We start from the raw sequence: 21,682 nt of genomic DNA, 5'->3' as shown, positions 1-21,682 counted from the left end.
GCACGCCAGGAGACTTCCAAGAGTGGTGAGCCCGTAGCGCTGGCCGGTCGGCAGGTCCGTGATGTCCGGGCCCACCGTGAGGTACCGGAACAGGCCGGGATCGGCGGTTTGGATCGATCGACGAGTCGCCCCGCGGACCACGGGACCGTAACCGGCTTGGTGGGGGGTCCACAAGCACAAAGAACGTCGGATACATCCAGCCTCCGCGCCCCACAGACGCTGTTATCACGTCGGGCCCGTTCCAGCAGCCGACACCAAGCTCATCGACGGGTTGGGGCTACACCAGACGTGCACCAGCCTGCTCAGGGTCCGGGATTCGTGGCCCCACCGCGCCGAGCCAGTCCAGCAGTCCGCAGACGGTCTCCTTGCAGCCGCCGCACCCGGTGGTGGCGCGGGTGGCGCGCGCGATGTCCGCGGCAGTGTGGGCGCCGGCGCGACAGGCCGTCACGATGTCCCCCTTGGTGACCCCGTTGCACAGGCACACGGTGGCCGAGTCCGGCATCCGCTCCGGGGTGGCCGCGGGGGCCGCGGCGGTCGTGAGGGGCCGGATCAGCAACTGCGCCGGGTCGGCGGGGACCGGGGTGCGGCGCGTGTACGCGGCGCTCAGGTCCGCGGCCACCTCGGGCGCTCCCACGCAGGTGGCGCCGACGAGCAGCCCGTCGGCGACGACCACCTCGACGTGCCGTCCCGCGGCCGGATCGGACAGCCGCACCGAGCGGTGGGCGGAGTCCCGACCGCGGCGGGCGCCACTGACGCCCATGGTGACCACCTCGAGGCCGGCCGCCTTGAGCCGGACCACGTCGGTCCCGGCGGCGAGGGCCGGCGCGGCCGCGGGTCTGGCCGGGCGGGACACCACCCCGGTGATCAGGCTGAGTCGCAGCGCCATGCTCGGCCGTTCCGGCCGTGCCGCCGTGGGCGGCCCCTGTCCCGGGCGGGTGAGCAGGCCGGCGAGCCGGCGGGCCTGGTCCCACCCCTGGGCGATCAGGCCGGCCCCACCCTCGCGCGGCTGGGCGCAGTCCCCGATCGCGAAGATCCTGGGGTCGTCGGGGCTGGCCAGGTCCGCGCCGACGAGTACCCCGCGGTCGACGGCGAGGCCTGCGGAGCGGGCCAGCGCGACCTCCGGGGTGGTGCCGCAGGCGAGGACCACCAGGTCGGCGGCCAGGGTGACCGGGTCCTCCCCCGCGTCGACCTCGATCCCGGTGACCCGGCCGTCCTCGACTACCACCCGCCGGGTCGCGGCCCGGGTCCAGGTGGCGATGCCGAGACCAGCAAGGGACGCTTGCGCCACCCGGCCGGCGTCGGCGTCGAGCTGGCGATCCATGACCGTGTCGGCGGCGTGGATCACGGCCACCTCGAGCCCGCGTCGGGCCAGCCCGCACGCGGCTTCCAGGCCGAGCACCCCGGCGCCGATGACGACGGCGCGGCGCGCGTTCGCGGTCGCCGCGACGATCTCGCGGGCATCGTCGAGGGTACGCAGCGCGTGCACGCCGGCGGGCAGGTCACCCTCAAGGCCGGGAAGGTCCGGGATCCGGGCGACCGAGCCGGTGGCGAGCACCACCCGGTCGTAGTGGTGCGACCCGGAGCTGGTGAGCACGGTCCGCGAGGCGCGGTCGATCGCGATGACCGGGGCGCCGCGCTCGACGCGCACCCGGTCGCCGTCGGGCTCGGGCAGTGCCAGGGCGGAGAGGTCCACCTTTCCAGCCACTACCTCCGAGAGCAGCACCCGGTTGTAGGAGTGGTACTCCTCCTCACCGAGCAGGGTCACGTCGAACTCCGCGTCGGCGTCGGCGGCGGTCAGGTCGGCGACGAACCGGGAGCCGACCATGCCGTTACCGACCACGACGATGCGCGTGCGTGCGGTCACGAGGCGACTCCCTGCGCGGCCAGCGGCTCGGCGGCGGCCGGGATCAGCGGGGTCACCGAGACGGCGCAGACCTTGAACTCGGGCATGTGCGAGATCGGGTCGGTCGCGTCGGTGGTGATCCGGTTGACGCTGCCCGCGCCGCTCCAGTGGAACGGCATGAAGACGGTGTCCGGGCGGATCCGGTCGGTCCAGCGGGCGGGCGCCTGGATGCTGCCGCGTACGGAGGTGAGCCGGACCAGATCGCCGTCGGCGATGCCGAGCCGGAAGCCGAGGATGGGATGCAGCTCCACGAACGGTTCGCTGCTGAGGCGCTCGAGTTCGGGCACCCGGTGCGTCTGCGCGCCGGACTGGTAATGCTGCAGGACCCGGCCGGTGACGAGGTAGATCGGCGCGTCGGGCCGGACGTCGTCGCTGGGGCCGACGTGGTCGACCGCGATCATCCGGGCCCGCCCGTCCGGGGTGGGGAAGTCGTCCAGGAACAGCCGCGGCGTGCCCGGGTGGTCCGGGCCGGGGACCGGCCAGAACAGGCCGGGGCCGCCGTCGGCCTCGTCGGCGTCGAGGCGGGCGTGGCTCAGGCCCGCGTAGTCGGCGATCCCGCCGCCGGAGGCCGCGGCGAGCTCGTCGAAGACGGCGGCCGGGTCGGTCCCGAAGTGGACGCCGGAGCCGAGCCTGCGGGCCAGTTCGGCGAAGATCCACAGCTCCGAGCGGGCCTGCCCGGGGGGCGCCAGGGCGCGGCGGCGCCGGATCACGCGACCCTCGAGGGACGTCATGGTGCCCTCCTCCTCCGCCCACTGGGTGACGGGCAGCACCACGTCCGCGCGCAGCGCGGTCTCCGAGGGGACGAAGTCGCACACCACGAGCAGGTCCAGGGCACGCAGCCGGTCCGCGACCCGGTCGGCGTTCGGGGCGCTGACGAGCACGTTCGAGCCGTGCACGAACAGCGCCCGAGGACCGCCGGGGGTGCCCAGCGAGGTCAGCAGCTGCACGGCGGGCTTGCCGGGGCCGGGGATCGTGGGCGGGTCCACGCCCCAGACCCGTGCGACGTGGGCGCGGGCGGCCGGATCGTCGATCTTGCGGTAGCCGGGCAGCTGGTCGGACTTCTGGCCGTGCTCGCGTCCACCCTGCCCGTTGCCCTGCCCGGTGATGGCGCCGTAGCCGGACCCGACCCGGCCGGGCAGCCCGAGCGTCAGGGCGAGGTTGATGGCGGCGGTGACCGTGGCGGTGCCCTGGGTGGACTGCTCCACGCCGCGGCCGGTAAGGATGTAGGCGCCGGGTCCCCCGTGCACCGGTGCGGCGGCCGCGAGGAGCCGGGCCGTGGCCCGCAACTGCGCCGCCGGCACCCCGCACACGCCCTCCGCCCGTTCGGGCCACCACGCCGCCACGGAGCGCTGGACCTCGGTCGCGCCGGTGGTGCGGTCGGCGAGGTAGGCCTGGTCGGCGAGCCCTTCGGTGAGCACCACGTGCGTGAGCGCGAGCAGGACCACGAGGTCCGTGCCGGGCACCGGCTGCAGATGCACCCCACTCTCGCCGTCGGCACCGGTGAGGGCCGCCGTCGTACTCCGACGCGGGTCCACCACCACGAGACCGCCGCGGTCACGCACATCGGCCAGATGCTGCACGGACGGCGGCATCGTCTCGGCGAGGTTCGACCCGAGCAGCATGACCGCGCCGGCCCCGGCGAGGTCGGCGAGCGGGAACGGCAGCCCGCGGTCCGCGCCGAGGCTTCGGTTCGCCCCGGCCGCGGCGCTGGCCATGCAGAACCGGCCGTTGTAGTCGATGTTCGGGGTGCGCAGGACGGTCCGGGCGAACTTGCCGAGCGCGTACGCCTTCTCGTTCGTGAGCCCGCCGCCGCCGAACACCGCGATCGCCTCCGGGCCGTGCTCGGCCTGGATGGCGCGGACCCGGGTCGCGATCACCGTGAGCGCCTCGTCCCAGCCGGCCGGGTGCAGCGCTCCGTCCGCGCCGCGCAGCAGCGGGGTGGTGATCCGGTCCGTGGCGGTCAGCACCTCGGCGCTCGTCCAGCCCTTCTGGCACAGGCCGCCGAGGTTGGTCGGGAACTGCCGGGGCGTGATCGTGACCGGCGTCGGCCCGGTCCCGGCCTCGGGAGGGGTCAGGGTCATCGCGCACTGGAGCGCGCAGTACGGGCAGTGGGACTGCGTGCCGACGCCCATGCGCTGCTCAGATCCCGGCCGCAGCCATGGCGGAGCCGCGCCGCGCGTAGACGGCCCAGGTCACCACGGCCATCACCGCATAGACCCCGATGAAGATCCACAGCGCCGGCGCGAGCGAGCCCGCGATCGAGCTCGACGCGGCGAACCCGCGCGGGATGAGGAACCCGCCGAACGCGCCGATCGCACCCGCGATGCCGATGCAACCGGCGGCCGCCTTCACCGCAGCCGGCCCACCGCCACCGACCCGGAACACGGCCGGGATCATCCGGTACGTCGACCCGTTGCCGACACCGGTCGCCACGAACAGGACGAGGAACGAGGCGAAGAAGAGGCCGAAGCTGCCCCGGTCCAGGGCCGCGATCGCACCGGCCGCGCCGAGTCCCATCACCACGAACGAGGCGATGGTGACCCGCGCGCCGCCGACCCGGTCGGCGATGATGCCGCCGAGCGGCCGCGACACGGAGCCGACGAGCGCCCCGAGGAACGCGATGGACAGCGTCACGGTCGGGAACTCCCCGCGCAGCAGGGTGGGGAACACCCCGGAGTAGCCGATGAAGGACCCGAACGTGCCGATGTACAGGAACGAGATGATCCAGGTGTGCCGGTTGCGGGTCGCGGCCGCGAACGAACGCAGGTCCGCCTTCGCGGTGGACAGGTTGTCCATCCGGCGCCAGGCGAGGAACCCGGCCAGCAGGATGAACGGGATCAGCATCAGCCCGGCCCGCTCCAAGGCGATGCCCGCGCCGGTGACGATCACGAGCGGCACCGCGAACTGCACGGCCGCGGTGCCGAGGTTCCCGCCGGCGGCGTTCAGCCCGAGGGCCCGGCCCTTCTCCCGCTCAGGGAAGAAGAACGAGATGTTCGCCATCGAGGAGGCGAAGTTGCCGCCGCCGACTCCCGCGAGCGCTGCGATCGCCAGCAGCGCCCCGAACGGGATCTGCGGGTTCTGCACCGCGATGGCCAGGGCGGTCGTGGGCAGCAGGAGCAGCAGCGCGCTCACCACGGTCCAGTTCCGGCCGCCGAAGATCGGCACCGCGAACGTGTAGGGGATCCGAAGCGTCGCCCCCACCAGCGACGGCACCGCGATCAGCCAGAACTGCTGGTCCACGGTGAGCGCGAACCCGGCCGCACCCAGCTGCGGCACCACGATCGACCACAGCGCCCACACGGAGAAGCCGAGGAACTCGGCGAAGATCGAGATCCGCAGGTTCCGGGCGGCGACCTTCGCGCCGCCGTCACGCCAGAACGTCGGGTCCTCGGGATCCCAGCGGTCGATCCACCGCCCACTGCGGTGGGTGACGTGCCCGACGGCGGTGGTCGCCGCCGCGGGCGCGGCGCCTCGATCCGTGGTCTCCTCGGTGGTGCTCGACGGTGTCGCAGGCGCAGACATGGCGGCTCCTCACGCGCTCGGTGTCAGTACCGAGGACGGTAGGAAGCGCGTGTTTCACCGGCCCGCGCGGGCGGTTACCCGCCCGTAATCATTTCCGCACAGGCCGGCCGGGGTGGTTGTGAGAGGAACGCTCCCGGGCTTGCTCCAGCGGTCAACTGGCGGGCGATCAGCCCTGCGCGCCGGCGATGTCCTCGTGGTGCCGGATCACCTCGGCGACGATGAAGTTGAGGAACTTCTCCGCGAACACCGGGTCCAGCCCGGCTTCCTCCGCGAGCGCGCGCAGGCGCTTGATCTGCCGTTCCTCGCGTGCCGGGTCCGACGGCGGCAGTCCGGTGCGTGCCTTCAGCCGGCCCACCGTCTGGGTGTACTTGAACCGCTCCGCCAGCATGTGCACGAGCGCGGCGTCGATGTTGTCGATACTGCCGCGGATCCGGACCAGCTCGGCCGGAAGGTCCACGTCTGTTCCCTCGCTCATGGACGCCCATCCTAGGCAGACGTCCGCGCCATGGGAGTGCAGTCCCACGGACCGAACGGCGCCGCCGCGCGCTAGGTTTGCTCACATGGCGACGCTGCTGGAGCTGCACCACCGGACCCTGACCGTTGGCCGTGACCTGGTGAGCCGGGTGGAGCCGGAGGCGCTCGGGGCACCCACACCGTGCGCGGACTGGGACCTGGGTGCGCTGCTCGCGCACATGACCGGCCAGAACCACGGGTTCGCCGCCGCGGCGGACGGACCGAGCACCACCACCGAGGACTTCCTGCCGCGGGACGTGGCCGCGGACCCGGCGGGCAACTACTCGAGTTCGGTGGACCGGGTGCTGGCCGCCGTCGCCGCCGAGGGCGCGACCGAGCGGACGTGGCACCTGGCGGAGTTCTCACCGCGCCAGGACTTCCCCGGGCAGAGCGGGCTCGGCTTCCACCTGATCGACTACGTGGCCCACGGCTGGGACGTGGCCCGTGCACTCGGGACGGAGGTGGAGTTCGACGACGAGGTGCTCATGACGGCCGTGCGGATCGCCGAGCAGGTGCCCGACGGTCCCGCTCGGCTCGTCCCGGGCGCCGCGTTCGCGCCGCGGCTCCCGATCGCGGACCCGGACTCGGACCTACTGGCCACGTTCCTGCTGCTGCTCGGCCGCGACCCCGCCTGGCGCGCCTGACCCGGCCGGGCGCGTCAAACGCCGAGCCGAGCGAACGGCCTCAGGCGCGGCTGCGGTCCGTGCTGCGTGTGTACGCGGTCTCCCCAGGTGTGGACGCGTCGTTCCAGCGCAGGATCGCACCCACACCGTCGACGAGAGTGACCGATTCGGCGTCCGCGACCGTGATGCCCGCGCCCTGTTCCAGTGCCGCCCGCCCGATCGCGAGGTCCGCGCGCAACTCGGTCGGCTCGGTGACCCCCAGGTCGGTGAGGTCGGAGCGGGTCAGGGCAAGTTCGAGCGCGCCGGGCCCCACCCAGAGCAGCCGCTGCGCGATCGCCGACGGCGGCCCGGCCACCTCCTCGGTGATCACGAGTTCGGCGACCTGTCCTCGGCGCAGCACCTCCACCACGTCCTCGACCCCGGACACGGCAGCACCGTCCCGCCCCTGCTCCTGGCGGAGGTGATCGAGGGCGGCCTCGCGCCGTCGGTCCCGGAACTCGTCGAGAGCCGCGCCGACGGCGGCATCGAGCGCACGGTTGTTGACACCCTCGGTCCGGGCGCCACCCTCCACCTCCGAGAGGATCTCCCGCGCGGACTGACCCAGGTCCGCCCGCACCAGGGAGACTGCGCGCAGATCCCCGGTGAGCAGCAGCAGCTCAGGACGCCGCTCGGCCACGACGCGGTCGATCTCGGTGGCCACCACCTCGGCGTTACGCTCCCAGGAGTCCTCGGCGCGGTTCTCGATGCGCTTGTGCGCGAGCGGCCCGAGCTGCGGCTTGGCGAGCTCGTCGTGATCGCCCTCGACGCTGTGCTGCTCGCGGGTGGCCTGCAGGTCGGTGGTGTCATGCAGGCTCAGGTCCGCCCCCGCCCGGTCCACCGTGACCATCAGGTAGCGCACCCCGCAGTCCGCCACGCGAGCGAGCGCGAAGGCATGCGGGGCGTCCCCGACGACGGCCCTGTCGACACCGGGTGGCGCGGCCAGGGACCGGTCCAGGTACACCCGACTCCCCGCGGCGACCACCACCCTTCCGTGCGGGCCACTGAGCCAGGTGGGCCGGGACACCGTGTCGTCGATGGCCGCGAGCAGCGCGCCGTCGATGCCCTGCTTGTGCAGCTGACGGCGAAGATCGGCCCACCGGCCGAGCACCGTCTGGTCGCCGCTCTCACTGGTTCGCGTGGCGTCCAGGATCACGGTCACCACCGGCTCACCGGCCGGCAGTTCGGGGACATTCAGGCGCATTTGCTCCTCCGCAACGTTGCTCGGATCCCGCTGGTGAGACTGTCCCCCAACCTTGCATCAACGGCACTGTGAGCGCCACTGCTTACGCCGGCCCGGACCGAACCGGGTCAGCTCCGGTGACGTCGGCGTCGGCAGCGGGCGGGGCCGACGCGGGGCGCGGCGTCGGCTACAGTCAAGCCATGGTCCTGTGCACCCGCCTGTGTTGTTGTTGAGCCGAGCTCCGACCCACGCCGCGCGGCGCGTTCGTACCCTGACCGCCGCTGCACCCCGCACGACCTCATGGCCCGACGACGGGCCCGCCTCAGCCGATCAAGCGCTCGGCGCTCACGAACCGTTCCCGGCCCACCACCTCTCCTAGCCCCACGCAAGGACACTGAGATGAAGTACGCAGAAACCATCGTCGACCTCGTCGGGAACACCCCGCTGGTCAAGCTCAACCACGTCACCTCCGGCGTCGCCGCCACCGTGCTGGTCAAGGTCGAGTACTTCAATCCGGGCGGGTCGAGCAAGGACCGGATCGCGACCAAGATCATCGAGGCCGCCGAGGCCGAGGGGAAGCTCGGCCCAGGCGGCACGATCGTGGAGCCGACCTCCGGCAACACCGGCGTCGGGCTGGCCCTGGTGGCCCAGCAGCGAGGGTACCGATGCGTGTTCGTGGTGCCGGACAAGGTCGGGGAGGACAAGCGTGCCGTGTTGCGCGCCTACGGGGCCGAGGTGGTCGTCACGCCCACGTCCGTGGCGCCGGACAGCCCGGAGTCCTACTACTCCGTCTCCGACCGGCTCACCGCGGAGATCCCCGGGGCGTTCAAGCCGAACCAGTACGAGAACCAGAACGGCCCCCTCTCCCACTACGAGAGCACCGGGCCGGAGATCTGGCGGGACACCGACTCCCGCATCACACACTTCGTGGCCGGGGTCGGCACCGGCGGCACGATCAGCGGCACCGGCCGCTACCTCAAGGAGGTCTCCGAGGGCGCCGTCGCCGTCATCGGTGCCGACCCGGAGGGTTCGGTCTACTCCGGTGGGACCGGCCGCCCGTACCTGGTGGAGGGCGTCGGCGAGGACTTCTGGCCGGGCGCCTACGACCCGTCCGTGGTGGACGAGATCATCGCGGTGTCCGACGCGGACTCGTTCGAGATGACCCGGCGGCTCGCGCAGGAGGAAGGCATCCTCGTGGGTGGCTCCAGCGGCATGGCTGTGGTTGCCGCGCTGCGGGCAGCGAAGGATCTCGGGCCGGACGCCGTCATGGTCGTTCTCCTGCCCGACGGCGGCCGCGGCTACCTCGGCAAGATCTTCAACGACGGCTGGATGCGCTCGTACGGCTTCGCACCCGACTCCGAGGAGCGCACCGTCGCCGACGTGATCAGCGCCAAGACCGGGCACCTGCCGGACCTCGTGCACGTGCACCCGGCCGACACCGTGCGCGAAGCCATCGACATCCTCAACGAGTACGGCGTCTCGCAGGTGCCGATCCTGTCCGCGGAGCCCCCGGTGGTGATGGGCGAGGTGGCCGGCTCGATCAGCGAGCGCACGCTCGTCGACCTCGTGTTCTCGCGTGAGGTCGAGCTGACCGACCCGGTCTCGAAGGCGATCGGCCCGCCGCTGCCGCTGATCGGTGCCACCGAGTCCGTCCGGGCCGCCCGTTCCGCCCTGGCCGACGCGGACGCCCTGTTGGTCACCGACGCGGGCAAGCCCGTCGGTGTCCTGACCCGGCACGACCTGCTCGCCTACGCGGGCGTCTGAGGAGAGGAACCCACCATGAACGCGAGCAACACGGACGGCGCCGACGGTGCCTCCGGTGCCTTCGATACTCGGGCCATCCACGCCGGTCAGGCGTTCGACCCGACCACTGGCGCCGTCATCCCCCCGATCTACCAGACCTCCACGTTCGTGCAGGACGGCATCGGTGGCCTGCGCGGCGGCTACGAGTACAACCGGAGCGCCAACCCGACCCGGAGTGCGCTGCAGGCCCAGCTCGCCTCGCTCGAGGGCGCGGCGCACGGGTTCTCGTTCGCGTCCGGACTCGCCGCCGAGGACGCCCTGCTGCGTGCCGCGATGCGCCCCGGCGACCACATCGTGCTCGGCAACGACGTCTACGGCGGCACCCACCGACTGATCTCGAAGATTCTCGGCGAGTGGGGCATCGAGATCACCACCGTGGAGATGGGCGACCTCGACGCGGTCGGCGCCGCGATCCGGCCCAGCACGAAGGTCCTCTGGGTGGAGACGCCGTCCAACCCGCTGATGAAGATCACGAACATCGCCAGCCTGGCACAGCTCGGTCACGACCGGGGTCTGCTCGTGGTCGTGGACAACACGTTCGCCACCCCGGCGCTGCAGACCCCGCTCGCCCTGGGCGCGGACGTGGTGGTGCACTCGACGACGAAGTATCTCGGCGGCCACTCCGACGTCCTCGGTGGCGCCGTACTGCTGCGCGACGACGAACTGGCCGAGAAGGTCGGTTTCATCCAGTTCGCGGCCGGCGCGGTCTCTGCCCCGCTGGACGCCTGGCTCACCACCCGCGGCATCAAGACCCTCTCGGTACGGATGCAGCGGCACAGCGAGAACGCCCAGGCGATCGCCGAGCACCTCGCCGGCCACCCGGCCATCGAGCGGGTCTACTACCCGGGCCTGCCGGACCATCCCGGGCACGACATCGCCTCGACCCAGATGTCCCGGTTCGGGGGCATGGTCTCGCTCGCCCTGGCGGCGGGCCCGACGGCGGCCCGTACCCTCGCGGAGAGCACGCACCTGTTCCAGCTGGCCGAGTCGCTCGGTGGTGTCGAGTCGCTGATCGGGTACCCGCCGGAGATGACGCACGCCTCGGTGCGGGGCACCGAGCTGGCGGTGCCGGAGAATGTGGTGCGCCTGTCCGTGGGCATCGAGGACGTGGCCGACCTGATCGCAGATCTCGACGACGCCCTGGACGGGCTCGGCTGACGCGTCGCACGGTCCCGAGCGTCACCACGATTGTGACCACCCGGTGCCGCGCGGACACTACTGGGTGTGACCGACGATTCCGATGAGTCCGTGTGGCAGCGAGTGCGCTCCGGCGACGCCTCGGCCTACGGCACGATCTGGCGCCGCCACCGGGATCGCGTCTTCCGTCATCACCTGACCTGTGGCACCCCGGCGTCGGACGCGGAGGACCTGACCGCCGCGACCTTCCTGGAGTTGTGGCGGCGCCGCGACGCGGTGCGCTTCGTGGATGGCTCGCTGCTGCCATGGCTGATCGTCACGGCGCACAACGTGTCCCGCAACGCCGCGCGCGCCCGTCGCCGCTATCACCGCTTCCTGGCGACCCTGCCGCCACCTGCCCAGATCCGCGATCATGCCGACGAGGTGGTCGACGAACACGACGAACGGCACGCCGCGGTTCGTGAGGCAATGGCTGCCGCGCGTCCCACCGACGCACGGCTGCTCGCGATGACCGCAGTGGAGGGCTTCACCGTCCGGGAGGCGGCCGCGGCGCTCGGGCTCTCGGAGTCCGCGGCCAAGATGCGCCTGTCTCGCCTACGCAGTTCGCTCCGGGCCGTGATCGGCGACCAACCACTCACCGAAGGACGGTCATGATGGCTGCTGACTTCACACCCGAGCGCTCCGAGGCGATCGAGCAGGCACTCATCGAGCACGTGTCGCGTCATCCCGGCCGAGGGCGCCACGCGTCCCGAACGATCGCGCTCCTGGTAACCGGTGCCCTCGTCGGGGCGGGCGCCACCGCCAGTGCCTTCGCTGCCACCGACACGATGCCGCCCGCCGTCACCGAGGCCACGGACGCACCGGACGGTGAGCCCACGCCCGATCTGCCGGACGCCTTCGTGGCCCCGGCCGGAGTGACACCCGGCACGCCGCTGGTCTCCGCAATCGCCGATCCCGTGGCGGTCATCGTCGCCGGCGACACCGTGGTGCCGCTGACCGAGCGGCCCGACGAGGCAACGCACGCGCGGGTCATCGTGTCCCCGACCGGCGCCGGGTCGCTGTCCTTCGGCACCGACCCCGGTGGCAACAACCCGTCCGCCGCCTGGTCGCCGTCGGAGATCGGCCGGAACCTCGCTCCCGCGGCGTCCTACGACTTCCCACTCGACACCTCGGTCGAGGCGCTCTACCTGGCGCCGTCCGGCTTCGCCGGGACCGTCACCGTGCAGTTCGTCACGCACGTCCCCACGCGGCTGGGCGTCAACTCCAGCGGGCAGACGTTCGGCACGTCCGGAGGGCCGCAGGGTGAACCCGACCTGATCGCCGTGATCGCGACCAACGGACGGACCGGCTACGTGTCCCAGGAGTCGCTCGACGAAGCCTCGGGCGCCCACGTCGCCAACCCGGAGGAGGTGCTCGCCTGGCAGGAGGAGAACGCCGGCACCATCATCGTGCTACCCGTCTACGAGTCGGACGGGACCACACAGATCGGGGAGTTCCAGCTCGACGGCCCGTGAGCCTCGTTCCCATCTGGTGAGACGAATCGGGTGCACCCGATGGACGCACCGGCGGATTCCTAGACTCGCGGCATGCAGGCCACCCTCGACATCACCCCGCTGCGCAGCCTGGTCGCGGTCGCCGACCACGGCGGCTTCGCACGGGCTGCCGAGGCGCTGCACCTGACCCAGCCCGCGGTGAGTCAGCACATCCGCAAGCTCGAGAAGGCCGTCGGCCGGGACCTGGTCACCAAGCGCGGCCGGGTCAGCGTGTTCACCGAGGCCGGCACCCAGCTGCTCGACGAGGCCCGCCTGATCCTGAGCGCCCATGACGGTGCGCTCGGCCGACTGCAGGCCCTGCCGACCACGATCGTGGTCGGCTCGACCGAGCACGGCGCCGAGGATCTGCTGCCCGTCGTCGCCGACGCCCTGCGCACCGCGAACCCCGGTGCCACCGTGCGGTTCCGCGTAGACCGCGGCGCCCGGCTCGCGGAGGAGGTCGAACACGGCACCGTGGACGTGGCCCTGCTGCTCGGCACGGACGACGCGGCGCCCGGCGATCTGCCCGCCGCTCCCCTGCCGGTGAGCTGGTTCGCGGCGCCCGGTTGGCGCGCCCCGGAGCACGGCGCGATCCCGGTGGTCGCCTTCGACGCCCCCTGCCGGATCCGGGACCGGGCCCTGCGTGGCCTCGCCGAGGACGGCCGCCCGGGCGAGGTGACGGTCGACTGCACCTCACTGTCCGGTGTCCTGGTCGCGGTCCGGTCCGGCCTGGGCGTCACCGCGCTGCCGCTGCAGGACGCCGTCCCCGGCCTCGTGCTCCGCCCGGACCTGCCGGATCTGGAGCCGATCCCGTTGCGCGTCCGCGCCCGGGTCGGCGCGATCGACCTCGGCCGGGTGGCCGCGCAGGCAATCCGCGACCACCTTCGTTCGGAGTCGGACACCTCCGTCCGCACGTTCGCCGCGGCGACCTGACCCGAAGCCCTCCGCTGCTGCCCCGAGTCTGACCGGGACGCCGTCCCTGCCCCGCTGGCGCGCGCGTTCACGCCGTGACCGAGCGCGTTCCAGGTGAGCCAGCGTGGCCTGCCACGCTGGCTCACCCAGTACCCTCTGGCTCAGTCAGGCGCGCCGCTCAGGTCGCGGCGACCCCGGCGAGGCTGGACCTCGCGCCGGCGCCCGTGCCGAGCCGGTGCCCCACCAGCGGGAACACCTGCTCGGCGATCCGCTCCAGCTCCTCGTGCAGCGGCGAGGACTGGATCAGGACGAGGTCGAGGCCGGCGTCGGCGTAGGCGAGCAGCTTCTCCGCGACCTGCTCCGGGGTGCCCACGAGGTTCGGGCGCAGCCCACGGGTGCCGACCGAGTAGTCGCGCAGGCTGACCTGCTGCTCCAGCTGGGAGTGCGAGATGAACTCCTGGTAGGACGCGAAGCTCGGGCTGTCCGCGGACGGCGCGGCGGTGATCCGCTCCAGCTCCGCCTGCGCCTCGGCTTCGGTGTCCCGCACGATCACGTACGCGGCCATGCCGAACTCGCCAAAGCCCTCCTTGCCGAGCTCCTCACGGCGCCGGCGCATCTCGGTGACCTTCGTGCCGATCTCTTCGACCGTACCGCCGTGCATCACGTAGGAGTCGGCGAACCTCGCGATCGACGCCTTGCCGCCCTCGCTCTCGCCGCCGGCCCAGATCGGCGGGATCCGCTGTGGCTTGGGCTCCAGGATCGTGCCCTCCGCGGTGTAGAACTGGCCGGCGAAGTTGAACGGCGTCTCCCGCCAGAGCCCGGACACCACGTCCATCCACTCCTCGGTGCGCACGTACCGCTCGTCGTGCTCGCCGAACACCCCGCCGTACTGCTTGGCCTCCTCGGCCCACCACGCCGAGACCACGTTCAGGGCGAGCCGGCCGCCGCTGATGTCGTCCAGTGTCGCGGCCCGCTTGGCGAGCACCTGCGGCGTGTGGAACCCCGGCCGCACGGCGACCATGATCTCGACCTGCTCGGTGACCGCGGCGACCGCCGCCGCGAGCTCCCAGGCCTCCAGGCTCGGTGCCGACGGACCCTTGCGGTCGTTCAGGTACAGCTCCGGGATCAGCGTGATGTCATAGCCGAGCCGGTCGGCGATCTCGGACACGCGGCGCACGTAGGCGAACGTGGCCGGCATCTGCTCGTCGTCGATGTTGCGGAGGAATCCGCCGTAGATCGGGGTCCAATAGCCCAGTCGCATCGCTGGTCTCCTTCAGGGTGTGGGGGTGGTGGTCGGGCGCGTGGGCCGGTTCAGGCCGGGCGGCCGCCGTGGTTGAGGATCTGGCCGCCGGCGCGCAGCTGCTCGAGGAACTGCACGATGACACCGGCGACGCTGCGGTGGTTGGCGTCGTTGAGCACGTCGTGGACGCCGCCGCGCACGGTGACCAGTTCCACGCCGGGCCAGTGCCCGACGGCGTCGCGCACGCGGTCCCAGGGCGCGAGCTGGTCCGCCTCGCCGTGCAGGACGAGCGTGGGTACGGCGACCTGCCAGGCCTCGCCGCCCTCGATGGCGGCGCCGTCGAGCGCTGCGCGCCACTGCCCGACGGCGGGGGTGCTGTCCGCGAGCGCGGTCACCGTGGTCTCGTCCGCGGCGAGCAGCCCGCGGTGCAGCGGGCAGGCGGTGCGGGCGGCGAGCGCCTCCTCGACGTCGGTCGGCGCGTCTGCCACCTCGAGGGTGGTGCCGGCCAGCACGAGCGCGTTCGCGTCGATGGTGGCCGGTGAGAGCGCCTGCACGGCAGCCGCGGCGGACACATCGGTGGCGACGAGCACACGCGGTGCGTCCCCGAGCCGCCCGGCCAGGGCCAGGGCGTCCCAGGCGTGCGCGAGCTCGTCCCCGTCGGAGGCCAGGTGCGGCAGGACCTCGACGGCGTACCCGTCGGCGCTGATCCGGCGCCCGAACCGCTCGTAGTGCCCGGGGCGCTCACCGCGGCCGGGCACGAGCACGATCGTGCCGCGGACGGCCGCCGGCGGGTCCCAGCGAACGGCGTCGACCGCGTTCTCGGTCAGGGTGCTCATGCCGTCCCGCCTGCGCCGACGAGGGCCGGCTCGCCGGAGACGTCGGACGCGGCGGCGTCGCGCGCGGCGGCGCCGGAGCGCAGCAGGGGGACGAGTTCCTCGCCCCACCGGCGCACGTCGTTCAGCGGGTCGAAACCGCGGATCAGCACCCGGGTGACGCCGAGGTCGTAGTACTTCAGGATGGCCTCGGCCACCTGCGCCGGGGTGCCCACGGGCGCCGTCGAGTTACCGGCCGGGCCGACCAGCTTGGTGATGCCGGTCCAGAGCCGCTCGTCGTGGACCTCGGACTCGGCGGCGGCGTCCTGCAGGCGCTGCGCGGAGGTGGAGGTCTGGTCACCCTGCCGCTTGCCGAAACGCCACCCGGCCTGGTGGTTGCCGAGGCGCTCCGCGGCAGCGTCGTAGATGGCTGCGGCCTTCTCCCACGCGGCGTCCTCCGTGTCCGCGACGATCGGGCGCAGCGACACGGAGAACTCGACGTTGCGGCCATGCTTGGCAGCCTCGGCCCGGATCAGCGCGATCCGCTCGGCCGTGGGCGCCAGCGGCTCGCCGAACAGCATGAACGTGTCCGTGTGCTCGGCGCCGATCGCGACGGCGTCGCCGGACTGGCCGCCGAAGAAGATCGGGATCCGGCCGTTGGGCTTGACCGCGCTGAACGCGCCAACGTACTTGTAGAACTCGCCTTCGTGGTCGAACGGCTCGGCACTGGTGAGGGTGCGACGCAGGACGTCGATGAACTCCGCGGTGCGGCGGTAGCGGGCGGGTTTGTCGGAGAAGTCGCCCTCGCGCTGCTGGTCGGTGTCGCTGCCGCCGGAGATGTGGTGGATCGCGACGCGGCCCTCACCGTAGAGGTTCTCGAGGGTGGCGAGCTTGCGGGCCACGAGCACCGGCTCGGTGAAACCCGGACGGTGCGCGATCAGCACGCCGAGCCGCTCGGTGGTGGCGAGGATGTCCGAGGCGATCGCGAAGCCGTCCGGGGAGGCGGCGCTGTAGCCGATCAGGGTGCGGTCGAAGCCGGCGGCGTCGTGGGCGCGGGCGAACGCACGCAGGAAGGCGGGGTCGACGACCTTGCTGTTGGCCCAGCCGAGGGACTCTGAGCCGTTCTGGGTGGCGACCATGCCGAGGATCTGGATGCTCATTGGGAACTCCTTGGGTGACGATGAGGTCGGGTCAAGTCGGGTGGTTCTGACGGGTGGGTGGGGCAGGCGGTCCGGCACTGCTCAGATGCCGGCGAGCACCTCCCGGCGCAGCGCCTGGCGTTGCGCGGCCCCGGCGTCACCGGCGTGCAGCGATGCCGCGGACGCGAGCAGCATCCGCGTGTACGGGTGCTCCGGGTGGGCCAGCACCTGCGCCGTCGGCCCCTCCTCCACGATCGAGCCGCGGTACAGCACGGCAACCCGGTCGCTGACCGCGGCCACCGAGCCGAGGTCGTGGGAGATGAGCAGCAGGCCGAGGTCCCGATCCCGGCGCAGCCCGTTCAGCAGCTGCAGCACGTGGTTGCGGTGCGCGGCATCGAGCGCGCTGACCGGCTCGTCGCAGATGAGCACCTGCGGCGAGACCGCGAGCGCGCGGGCGATCGCGACCCGCTGGCGCTGGCCGCCGGAGAGCTGGCCCGGGGTGCGGCCAGTCAGATCGGGCTCGAGTCCGACGGCGTGCAGTGCCTCGGACACGCCCGTCTCGATCTGCGCGGCGCCGAGTCCGCCGCGCAGCACCAGCCCCTGGGCGACCGAGCGGCCAACGGTCAGGTCCGGGTCGAGTGAGCGCAGCGGGTCCTGGAAGACGTACTGCACGGCGCCGGTGCGGCGGAATGCTCGTAACCGGGAGCCGTGCAGGCCGGTCACCTGGGTGGCCTCCCGGCCGACCGTGATCGACCCGTCCGTGGTCGGGACCAGACCGAGCGCCGCCCGGGCGAAGGTGGTCTTGCCGGATCCGGTCTCCCCGATCAGGCCGACGATCTCACCGGAGCGCACCGACAGGTCCACACCGTGCAGGATCTCCCGGCGTCCGAGGCGCACCCTGACCCCGGCTGCGGTCAGCAGGACCGGCCCGGGCCTGACCCGGTCCGCAGAGCCGGCCGCGGTATCTGGCCGGGATTCGGTCACGACGGACTCAGACATCGGCGGTCTCCTTCTCCAGGTACCCGGCCAGCGAGTACGCGTCGTGGTGCTCCACCAACAGTTGGGTGTAAGGGTGCTGGGGGTTGGCTAGGACCTGCGTCGTCGGCCCGGACTCGACGACCTCGCCGTTGCGCATCACGAGCAGGTTCTCCGTGCTCCGGGCCACCACGGCGAGGTCGTGCGAGACCAGCACGAGGGCCAGTCCCTCCCGGGTCCGGACCGTGTCGAACAGGTCGAGCACGTCCGCCTGGACGGTCACGTCGAGAGCCGTGGTGGCCTCGTCCGCGATGAGCAGCTCGGGACCGAGGCAGATCGCGATCGCGAGCAGGACCCGTTGCAGCATCCCGCCGGAGAGCTCGTGCGGGTACTGGGTCAGGACCAGGTCCACCCGGTGCAGGCCCAGGGACTCGAGCAGCTCGGCGGCCCGCTCCCTGGCTGCGGACCGGGACAGCCCGCCGCGTACACGAAGCACCTCGGTGAGCTGTTTGCCGACCGCGATCGAGGGGTTCAGGTAGGAGGCCGGGTCCTGGAACACGGCGCCGATACGCGAGCCCCGCACCTGCTCCCAATCCTTGCGTCGCAGGGTGCGCAGGTCGAGACCGTCGAAGCCGACGCGGCCGCTGGTCACGGAGATCCCGTGGGGCAGCAGCCCGAGCAGCGCCCGGGTGGTGAGGGTCTTGCCGGAGCCGGACTCCCCCACGATCCCGAGGGAGCCGCCCCTGGCCAGGCGCAGCGACACCCCCGCGACCAGGTCGCGGCCGTCCGGGGCGGCGATCCACAGGTCCTCGACCTGGACCAGGTCGGTGTTCGCCGTCGCGGGGACGGTCGAACCGGTGTTGGCGTCAGCGGACATCGGCCACCTCCCGCTTGAGTGGGTTACGCAGGGCCTCGGCCGCGCGGCCGGCATCTCCGCTGGCGTCGCGGATCGCGTCGGCGAGCAGGTTCAGGGCAGCGACCGTGCCCATGATCGCCAGTGCCGGAGCCACCGGACCGAACGGACGCTGGGTGAGGTAGCCGAGGTCGCTGGCGAGCATGCCACCCCAGGTGGGCTCCGGCGGCTGGATCCCGATGCCGAGGAACGTCAGCGACGAGACCACGAGCAGGCCGCCTGCCGCGAGGTTCGCCGTGGTGACCACGACGGCGGGCAGCACCTTGGGCCAGATGTGCACCGCCAGCACGTGCCACCAGGGCGCGCCCAGCAGAGTCGCCGCCTCGACGTACTGCGCCCCGGCGTGGCTGAGGGCCGCGGCCCGGATGATCCGGAAGTAGACCGGGGCGATGAGTACCCCGACTGCCACCATCGCCTGGAACAGTCCGTTGCCGAACAGGCCGGCGACGGCGATCGCGAAGATGATGAACGGCAGTGCCATGAACGCGTCCGCGACCCGCAGGCTCGTCCAGGTCGCCACCTTGCCGCTGAACGCGCTGAGCATGCCCGGCACGATCCCGAGCACGGCGCCGATCACGACGGCGGTCAGTGCGGCGAGCACGGAGACCCGGGTGCCCGCGATGAGCCGGGAGAGCACGTCCCGACCCAGGTAGTCGGTGCCGAGCCAGTGCGCGGCACTGGAACCCTGCAGGATGGCGCTGGTGTCCTGGGCCAGCGGGTCCTGCGGGGCGAACAGGTCACCGGTGACGACGAGCAGGAGGACCAGGCCGAGGAAGGCCACGGCCACCTGGGCGGTTCGTGCCCGCAGTGCCCGGCGGATCATGCCGCACGTCCCGACGCGGGCAGCAACCGGGCCAGCACCACGTTCACCACGAGCGAGGAGACCAGCACGAGCAGCACAGCCACCAGGAGCGCACCTTGGATCACCGGCACGTCCCCACGCAGGGCCGCGTCCCGGGTGAGCTGCCCGATACCGGGCATCTGGAAGACGGCCTCGGTGATGACGGCGCCGCCGACCAGCCGTGGGATGTGCAGGCCGACGACCGCGATCGCCGGGGCCGCACCGTTGCGCAGGGCGTGCACGAGCACCACCCGCCGCCACGGCAGGCCGCGCACCTGGGCGCCGAGCACGTAGTTCTCGTCGAGCGAGCCGACCAGGCCGGTGCGCAGCTGCCTGGCCAGATCCGCGGAGGCATCCAGTCCGAGCGCGAACGCCGGCAGCACCAGGAACGACGCCCAGAGGCCGATGCCGGCGGAGACCGGCACATAGCCGCCGGTCGGGAACACCGGGATGAGCACCGCGAACACGATGATCAGGCCGATGCCGGCCACGAACGCCGGCACCGTGGTGATGGCCGCGGACACGGCGGTGATCGCACGGTCGACGAACCGGCCCCGGTTCAGCGCCGCGACGATGCCCCCGCTCGCGCCGAGGACCAGCGCGATCGCCAGGGCGAGCCCGGCAACGGACAGGCTGACCGGGAGTCGCTCGACGATCGAGTCGGCGACGGGGATGTTCGTGAACCACGAGGAGCCCAGATCGCCGTGCAACGCGTTCCAGACCCAGCTGCCGTACTGCTCGTAGAACGGCCGGTCGAGCCCGAACTCGTGGCGCATCCGCTCGACGTCGGCTGGGGTGGCGACCTCGCCGAGTACCGCCGCCGCCGGGTCCTGGTCGCTGAACGCGCCGAGCGCGAACGTGATCAGGGTGGTCAGGAACAGCACCGGGACCGCGATGGCCAGGCCCTTGCCGAGCGCGATCAGGACACCGCGCGCCGGCGAGTGCGGGGCGAGGTCTGCGACCTCGTCGAGCGGGGCGAGCACCTCCCCGGCCTGGGCCTGCACCGCGGGGGTCGCGACCGCCGTCATTCGACCCACACGCCCTCGAACCGGACCGTGCCGATCTGGTGCTGCCAGTCGTGCACGTTGTCGCCGTGGACGTACAGCCGAGGCCAGGTGAAAAGGAACGTGTTCGGCATCGTGGTCACGGCCGTGTGCACGGCCGTCTGCAACGTCTCGGCGTAGGCGGGGTCGTCCAGCGGGACCTGGCGGGCCGCGTCGATCGCGGCGTCGAGCTCGGGCGGGCTGTTGCGGCCGAGGTTCATCAGGCCCTCCGGGCCGAACAGCACCTCTAGGGCCTGCAGCGGGGACTCCCGGCCGGAGAAGCTGTCCAGGAAGAGCGGGTACTGGCGGGAGATGTAGTTGCTCACGCCGGGCGTGGCCACCTCGATGGTGATCGTGATGCCTGCCTCGGCGACCTGCGCCTGGATCTGCTCGGCGAGCGCCTGGTCCGCAGCGCTACCGATGGTCAGCGTCAGGTCGATGCCGTCCGGGTGTCCGGCCTCGGTCAGCAGGTCGGCGGCCGTGTCGGGGTCGTAGGCGTACAGGTCGTCCAGGGACTCGTCGTAGGCGAGGTAGCCCTCCGGGAACGGCTGCCAGTTGGGCTCGCCGTGGCCGAAGTACGCGACGTCCACGAGGGCCTGGCGGTCGATCGCGTGACTCAGCGCCTGGAGCACCAGCGGGTTGTCGTAGGGTGCGACCGTGTTGTTCACGTCCAGGGTTCGCACGGTGAACACGCGCTGCTCCTCGACGGTCAGTTGCGCCGCCTCGGCGGCCGCTACCTGCGCGGGCGGCACCACGGCGATGTCGAACTGACCGGAGGTGAGCCCCGCGACGGCGACCGTCGGGTCGGGCGGCGGCTTGAGCTCCACCCCACCGAGCAGGATGTTCTCCGCGTTCCAGTAGTCGGCGTTGCGCTCGAACACGGCGCGCGAGTCCGGCACGTACTCGGTGAGGACGAACGGGCCCGAGCCGACCGGGGCGATCGCAAGACCGTCGACGTCGGCGGCGAACGCCGTCGGGCTCACGAGCATGCCGGTCTTGCCGGCCATCAGCAGCGGGATCTGGTAGTCGGGCTGGTCCAGCTGGAAGGTGACGTTCAGCTCGTCGACCACGGTGACTCCCGTGATCACGGCGAGCTGCGCGGCGATCGTGGAGTTCGACTGGGTCTGCCCGCGCTCGATGTTCGCCCTGACCGCCTCGGCATCCACCGGGGTGCCGTCGCTGAACGTCAGGTCCGGCCGAAGGGTGAAGGTGATCTGGTCACCGGTGTCGTTGTAGGACCAGGACTCGGCGAGTCCGGGCCGGGCGTCGCCGTCGTTCTCCTGCTGGACTAGCGCGTCGTAGGCGAGCGCGAGGGCGTGCACGTCCTGGCCGGCGGTCGAGGCGACCGGGTCCCAGGAGGTCGGCAGGTGCCAGCCCCAGATGAGCGTGCCGTCCGGGTCCGGGGTGCCGTCGGAGGAGCTGTTCCCGCCGGCGCCGCCGGAGCAGGCCGCCAGGAGGGCGAGCAGGAACAGGGGGATGAGCGCGCGGACGGGGCGTCGGCGTGAAGTCATGGGGGCGTCCTGTGTGGTGCGGAGGGAGGTGTGCGGGGGTACGG

19 protein-coding genes are annotated in these 21,682 nt (G+C 72.3%); 6 read left to right on the top strand and 13 right to left on the bottom strand.

Annotated elements, in window-relative coordinates:
• Positions 1-277 precede the first annotated feature (277 nt).
• From HALOF300_RS18565 to HALOF300_RS18550, 4 genes are all read right to left on the bottom strand, one after another.
• Positions 278-1,864: an FAD-dependent oxidoreductase gene (locus HALOF300_RS18565; protein ID WP_231955587.1), complete on the bottom strand. Its 1,587-nt coding sequence runs from the start codon at positions 1,862-1,864 to the stop codon at positions 278-280.
• Complete coding sequence (locus tag HALOF300_RS18560) at positions 1,861-4,035, bottom strand: molybdopterin oxidoreductase family protein (protein ID WP_156742403.1); 2,175 nt, start codon at positions 4,033-4,035, stop codon at positions 1,861-1,863. The genes HALOF300_RS18565 and HALOF300_RS18560 overlap by 4 nt, the downstream gene beginning before the upstream one ends.
• 7 nt (positions 4,036-4,042) lie before the next feature.
• A complete protein-coding gene (locus HALOF300_RS18555; RefSeq protein ID WP_156742402.1) occupies positions 4,043-5,425 on the bottom strand; it encodes an MFS transporter in 1,383 nt (460 codons plus the stop codon).
• Between the two features lie 166 nt (positions 5,426-5,591).
• Positions 5,592-5,900: a chorismate mutase gene (locus HALOF300_RS18550; protein WP_154793427.1), complete on the bottom strand. Its 309-nt coding sequence runs from the start codon at positions 5,898-5,900 to the stop codon at positions 5,592-5,594.
• Between the two features lie 85 nt (positions 5,901-5,985).
• Here HALOF300_RS18550 and HALOF300_RS18545 point away from each other — a divergent pair, with 85 nt between their 5' ends.
• Complete coding sequence (locus HALOF300_RS18545; protein ID WP_156742401.1) at positions 5,986-6,582, top strand: TIGR03086 family metal-binding protein; 597 nt, start codon at positions 5,986-5,988, stop codon at positions 6,580-6,582.
• 40 nt (positions 6,583-6,622) lie between these two features.
• On the opposite strand, the gene HALOF300_RS18540 is transcribed toward HALOF300_RS18545, so the two are convergent.
• On the bottom strand, positions 6,623-7,801 hold the full coding sequence (locus HALOF300_RS18540) for a baeRF2 domain-containing protein (RefSeq protein ID WP_156742400.1): 1,179 nt from the start codon (positions 7,799-7,801) through the stop codon (positions 6,623-6,625).
• 378 nt (positions 7,802-8,179) lie between these two features.
• Between HALOF300_RS18540 and HALOF300_RS18535 the strand changes: the two genes are divergently transcribed.
• From HALOF300_RS18535 to HALOF300_RS18515, 5 genes are all read left to right on the top strand, one after another.
• Entirely contained in the window at positions 8,180-9,544 is a 1,365-nt protein-coding gene (locus tag HALOF300_RS18535) for a cystathionine beta-synthase (RefSeq protein ID WP_156742399.1), read from the top strand.
• 15 nt (positions 9,545-9,559) lie between these two features.
• Positions 9,560-10,741 carry a cystathionine gamma-synthase gene (locus tag HALOF300_RS18530; protein ID WP_156742398.1) on the top strand — a complete coding sequence of 394 codons (1,182 nt, stop codon included), beginning with the start codon at positions 9,560-9,562 and terminating at the stop codon, positions 10,739-10,741.
• Positions 10,742-10,807: 66 nt separating this feature from the next.
• Entirely contained in the window at positions 10,808-11,374 is a 567-nt protein-coding gene (locus HALOF300_RS18525) for an RNA polymerase sigma factor (protein WP_197522667.1), read from the top strand.
• Positions 11,374-12,234 (top strand): hypothetical protein, encoded by an 861-nt coding sequence (locus tag HALOF300_RS18520; RefSeq protein ID WP_156742396.1) that lies wholly within the window; start codon positions 11,374-11,376, stop codon positions 12,232-12,234. The genes HALOF300_RS18525 and HALOF300_RS18520 overlap by 1 nt, the downstream gene beginning before the upstream one ends.
• Positions 12,235-12,306: 72 nt before the next feature.
• Positions 12,307-13,185: a LysR family transcriptional regulator gene (locus HALOF300_RS18515; RefSeq protein ID WP_156742395.1), complete on the top strand. Its 879-nt coding sequence runs from the start codon at positions 12,307-12,309 to the stop codon at positions 13,183-13,185.
• A gap of 157 nt (positions 13,186-13,342) precedes the next feature.
• On the opposite strand, the gene HALOF300_RS18510 is transcribed toward HALOF300_RS18515, so the two are convergent.
• From HALOF300_RS18510 to HALOF300_RS18475, 8 genes are all read right to left on the bottom strand, one after another.
• On the bottom strand, positions 13,343-14,425 hold the full coding sequence (locus HALOF300_RS18510; protein ID WP_156742394.1) for an LLM class flavin-dependent oxidoreductase: 1,083 nt from the start codon (positions 14,423-14,425) through the stop codon (positions 13,343-13,345).
• A gap of 50 nt (positions 14,426-14,475) precedes the next feature.
• On the bottom strand, positions 14,476-15,240 hold the full coding sequence (locus HALOF300_RS18505) for an alpha/beta hydrolase (RefSeq protein WP_156742393.1): 765 nt from the start codon (positions 15,238-15,240) through the stop codon (positions 14,476-14,478).
• The gene (locus tag HALOF300_RS18500) at positions 15,237-16,376 is read right to left on the bottom strand and encodes an LLM class flavin-dependent oxidoreductase (protein WP_156742392.1); all 1,140 of its coding nucleotides are present in this window, start codon (positions 16,374-16,376) and stop codon (positions 15,237-15,239) included. The genes HALOF300_RS18505 and HALOF300_RS18500 overlap by 4 nt, the downstream gene beginning before the upstream one ends.
• A gap of 81 nt (positions 16,377-16,457) precedes the next feature.
• Positions 16,458-17,354 (bottom strand): ABC transporter ATP-binding protein, encoded by an 897-nt coding sequence (locus tag HALOF300_RS18495; RefSeq protein ID WP_156742391.1) that lies wholly within the window; start codon positions 17,352-17,354, stop codon positions 16,458-16,460.
• Positions 17,347-18,207 (bottom strand): ABC transporter ATP-binding protein, encoded by an 861-nt coding sequence (locus HALOF300_RS18490; protein WP_156742390.1) that lies wholly within the window; start codon positions 18,205-18,207, stop codon positions 17,347-17,349. Before HALOF300_RS18490 ends, HALOF300_RS18495 begins: the two co-directional genes overlap by 8 nt.
• Complete coding sequence (locus HALOF300_RS18485) at positions 18,197-19,066, bottom strand: ABC transporter permease (protein ID WP_156742389.1); 870 nt, start codon at positions 19,064-19,066, stop codon at positions 18,197-18,199. The genes HALOF300_RS18490 and HALOF300_RS18485 overlap by 11 nt, the downstream gene beginning before the upstream one ends.
• On the bottom strand, positions 19,063-20,112 hold the full coding sequence (locus HALOF300_RS18480) for an ABC transporter permease (RefSeq protein ID WP_156742388.1): 1,050 nt from the start codon (positions 20,110-20,112) through the stop codon (positions 19,063-19,065). The genes HALOF300_RS18485 and HALOF300_RS18480 overlap by 4 nt, the downstream gene beginning before the upstream one ends.
• Entirely contained in the window at positions 20,109-21,638 is a 1,530-nt protein-coding gene (locus HALOF300_RS18475; RefSeq protein ID WP_156742387.1) for an ABC transporter substrate-binding protein, read from the bottom strand. Before HALOF300_RS18475 ends, HALOF300_RS18480 begins: the two co-directional genes overlap by 4 nt.
• Between the last annotated feature and the right edge of the window lie 44 nt (positions 21,639-21,682).

This window comes from Occultella aeris (assembly GCF_902703175.1).
Lineage (GTDB): Bacteria > Actinomycetota > Actinomycetes > Actinomycetales > Beutenbergiaceae > Occultella > Occultella aeris.
Note: the sequence above shows the minus strand (reverse complement) of the source record. Positions and strands in the feature narration are given on the sequence as shown.

Excerpts from the sequence above, each read along its gene's own strand:
- HALOF300_RS18555 (WP_156742402.1), bottom strand. The coding sequence starts at position 5,425 with ATGTCTGCGCCTGCGACACCGTCGAGCACCACCGAGGAGACCACGGAT.
- HALOF300_RS18530 (WP_156742398.1), top strand. The coding sequence starts at position 9,560 with ATGAACGCGAGCAACACGGACGGCGCCGACGGTGCCTCCGGTGCCTTC.
- HALOF300_RS18550 (WP_154793427.1), bottom strand. The coding sequence starts at position 5,900 with ATGAGCGAGGGAACAGACGTGGACCTTCCGGCCGAGCTGGTCCGGATC.
- HALOF300_RS18500 (WP_156742392.1), bottom strand. The coding sequence starts at position 16,376 with ATGAGCATCCAGATCCTCGGCATGGTCGCCACCCAGAACGGCTCAGAG.
- HALOF300_RS18505 (WP_156742393.1), bottom strand. The coding sequence starts at position 15,240 with ATGAGCACCCTGACCGAGAACGCGGTCGACGCCGTTCGCTGGGACCCG.
- HALOF300_RS18475 (WP_156742387.1), bottom strand. The coding sequence starts at position 21,638 with ATGACTTCACGCCGACGCCCCGTCCGCGCGCTCATCCCCCTGTTCCTG.
- HALOF300_RS18510 (WP_156742394.1), bottom strand. The coding sequence starts at position 14,425 with ATGCGACTGGGCTATTGGACCCCGATCTACGGCGGATTCCTCCGCAAC.
- HALOF300_RS18490 (WP_156742390.1), bottom strand. The coding sequence starts at position 18,207 with ATGTCCGCTGACGCCAACACCGGTTCGACCGTCCCCGCGACGGCGAAC.
- HALOF300_RS18535 (WP_156742399.1), top strand. The coding sequence starts at position 8,180 with ATGAAGTACGCAGAAACCATCGTCGACCTCGTCGGGAACACCCCGCTG.
- HALOF300_RS18485 (WP_156742389.1), bottom strand. The coding sequence starts at position 19,066 with ATGATCCGCCGGGCACTGCGGGCACGAACCGCCCAGGTGGCCGTGGCC.
- HALOF300_RS18515 (WP_156742395.1), top strand. The coding sequence starts at position 12,307 with ATGCAGGCCACCCTCGACATCACCCCGCTGCGCAGCCTGGTCGCGGTC.
- HALOF300_RS18560 (WP_156742403.1), bottom strand. The coding sequence starts at position 4,035 with ATGGGCGTCGGCACGCAGTCCCACTGCCCGTACTGCGCGCTCCAGTGC.
- HALOF300_RS18520 (WP_156742396.1), top strand. The coding sequence starts at position 11,374 with ATGGCTGCTGACTTCACACCCGAGCGCTCCGAGGCGATCGAGCAGGCA.
- HALOF300_RS18495 (WP_156742391.1), bottom strand. The coding sequence starts at position 17,354 with ATGTCTGAGTCCGTCGTGACCGAATCCCGGCCAGATACCGCGGCCGGC.
- HALOF300_RS18480 (WP_156742388.1), bottom strand. The coding sequence starts at position 20,112 with ATGACGGCGGTCGCGACCCCCGCGGTGCAGGCCCAGGCCGGGGAGGTG.
- HALOF300_RS18540 (WP_156742400.1), bottom strand. The coding sequence starts at position 7,801 with ATGCGCCTGAATGTCCCCGAACTGCCGGCCGGTGAGCCGGTGGTGACC.
- HALOF300_RS18545 (WP_156742401.1), top strand. The coding sequence starts at position 5,986 with ATGGCGACGCTGCTGGAGCTGCACCACCGGACCCTGACCGTTGGCCGT.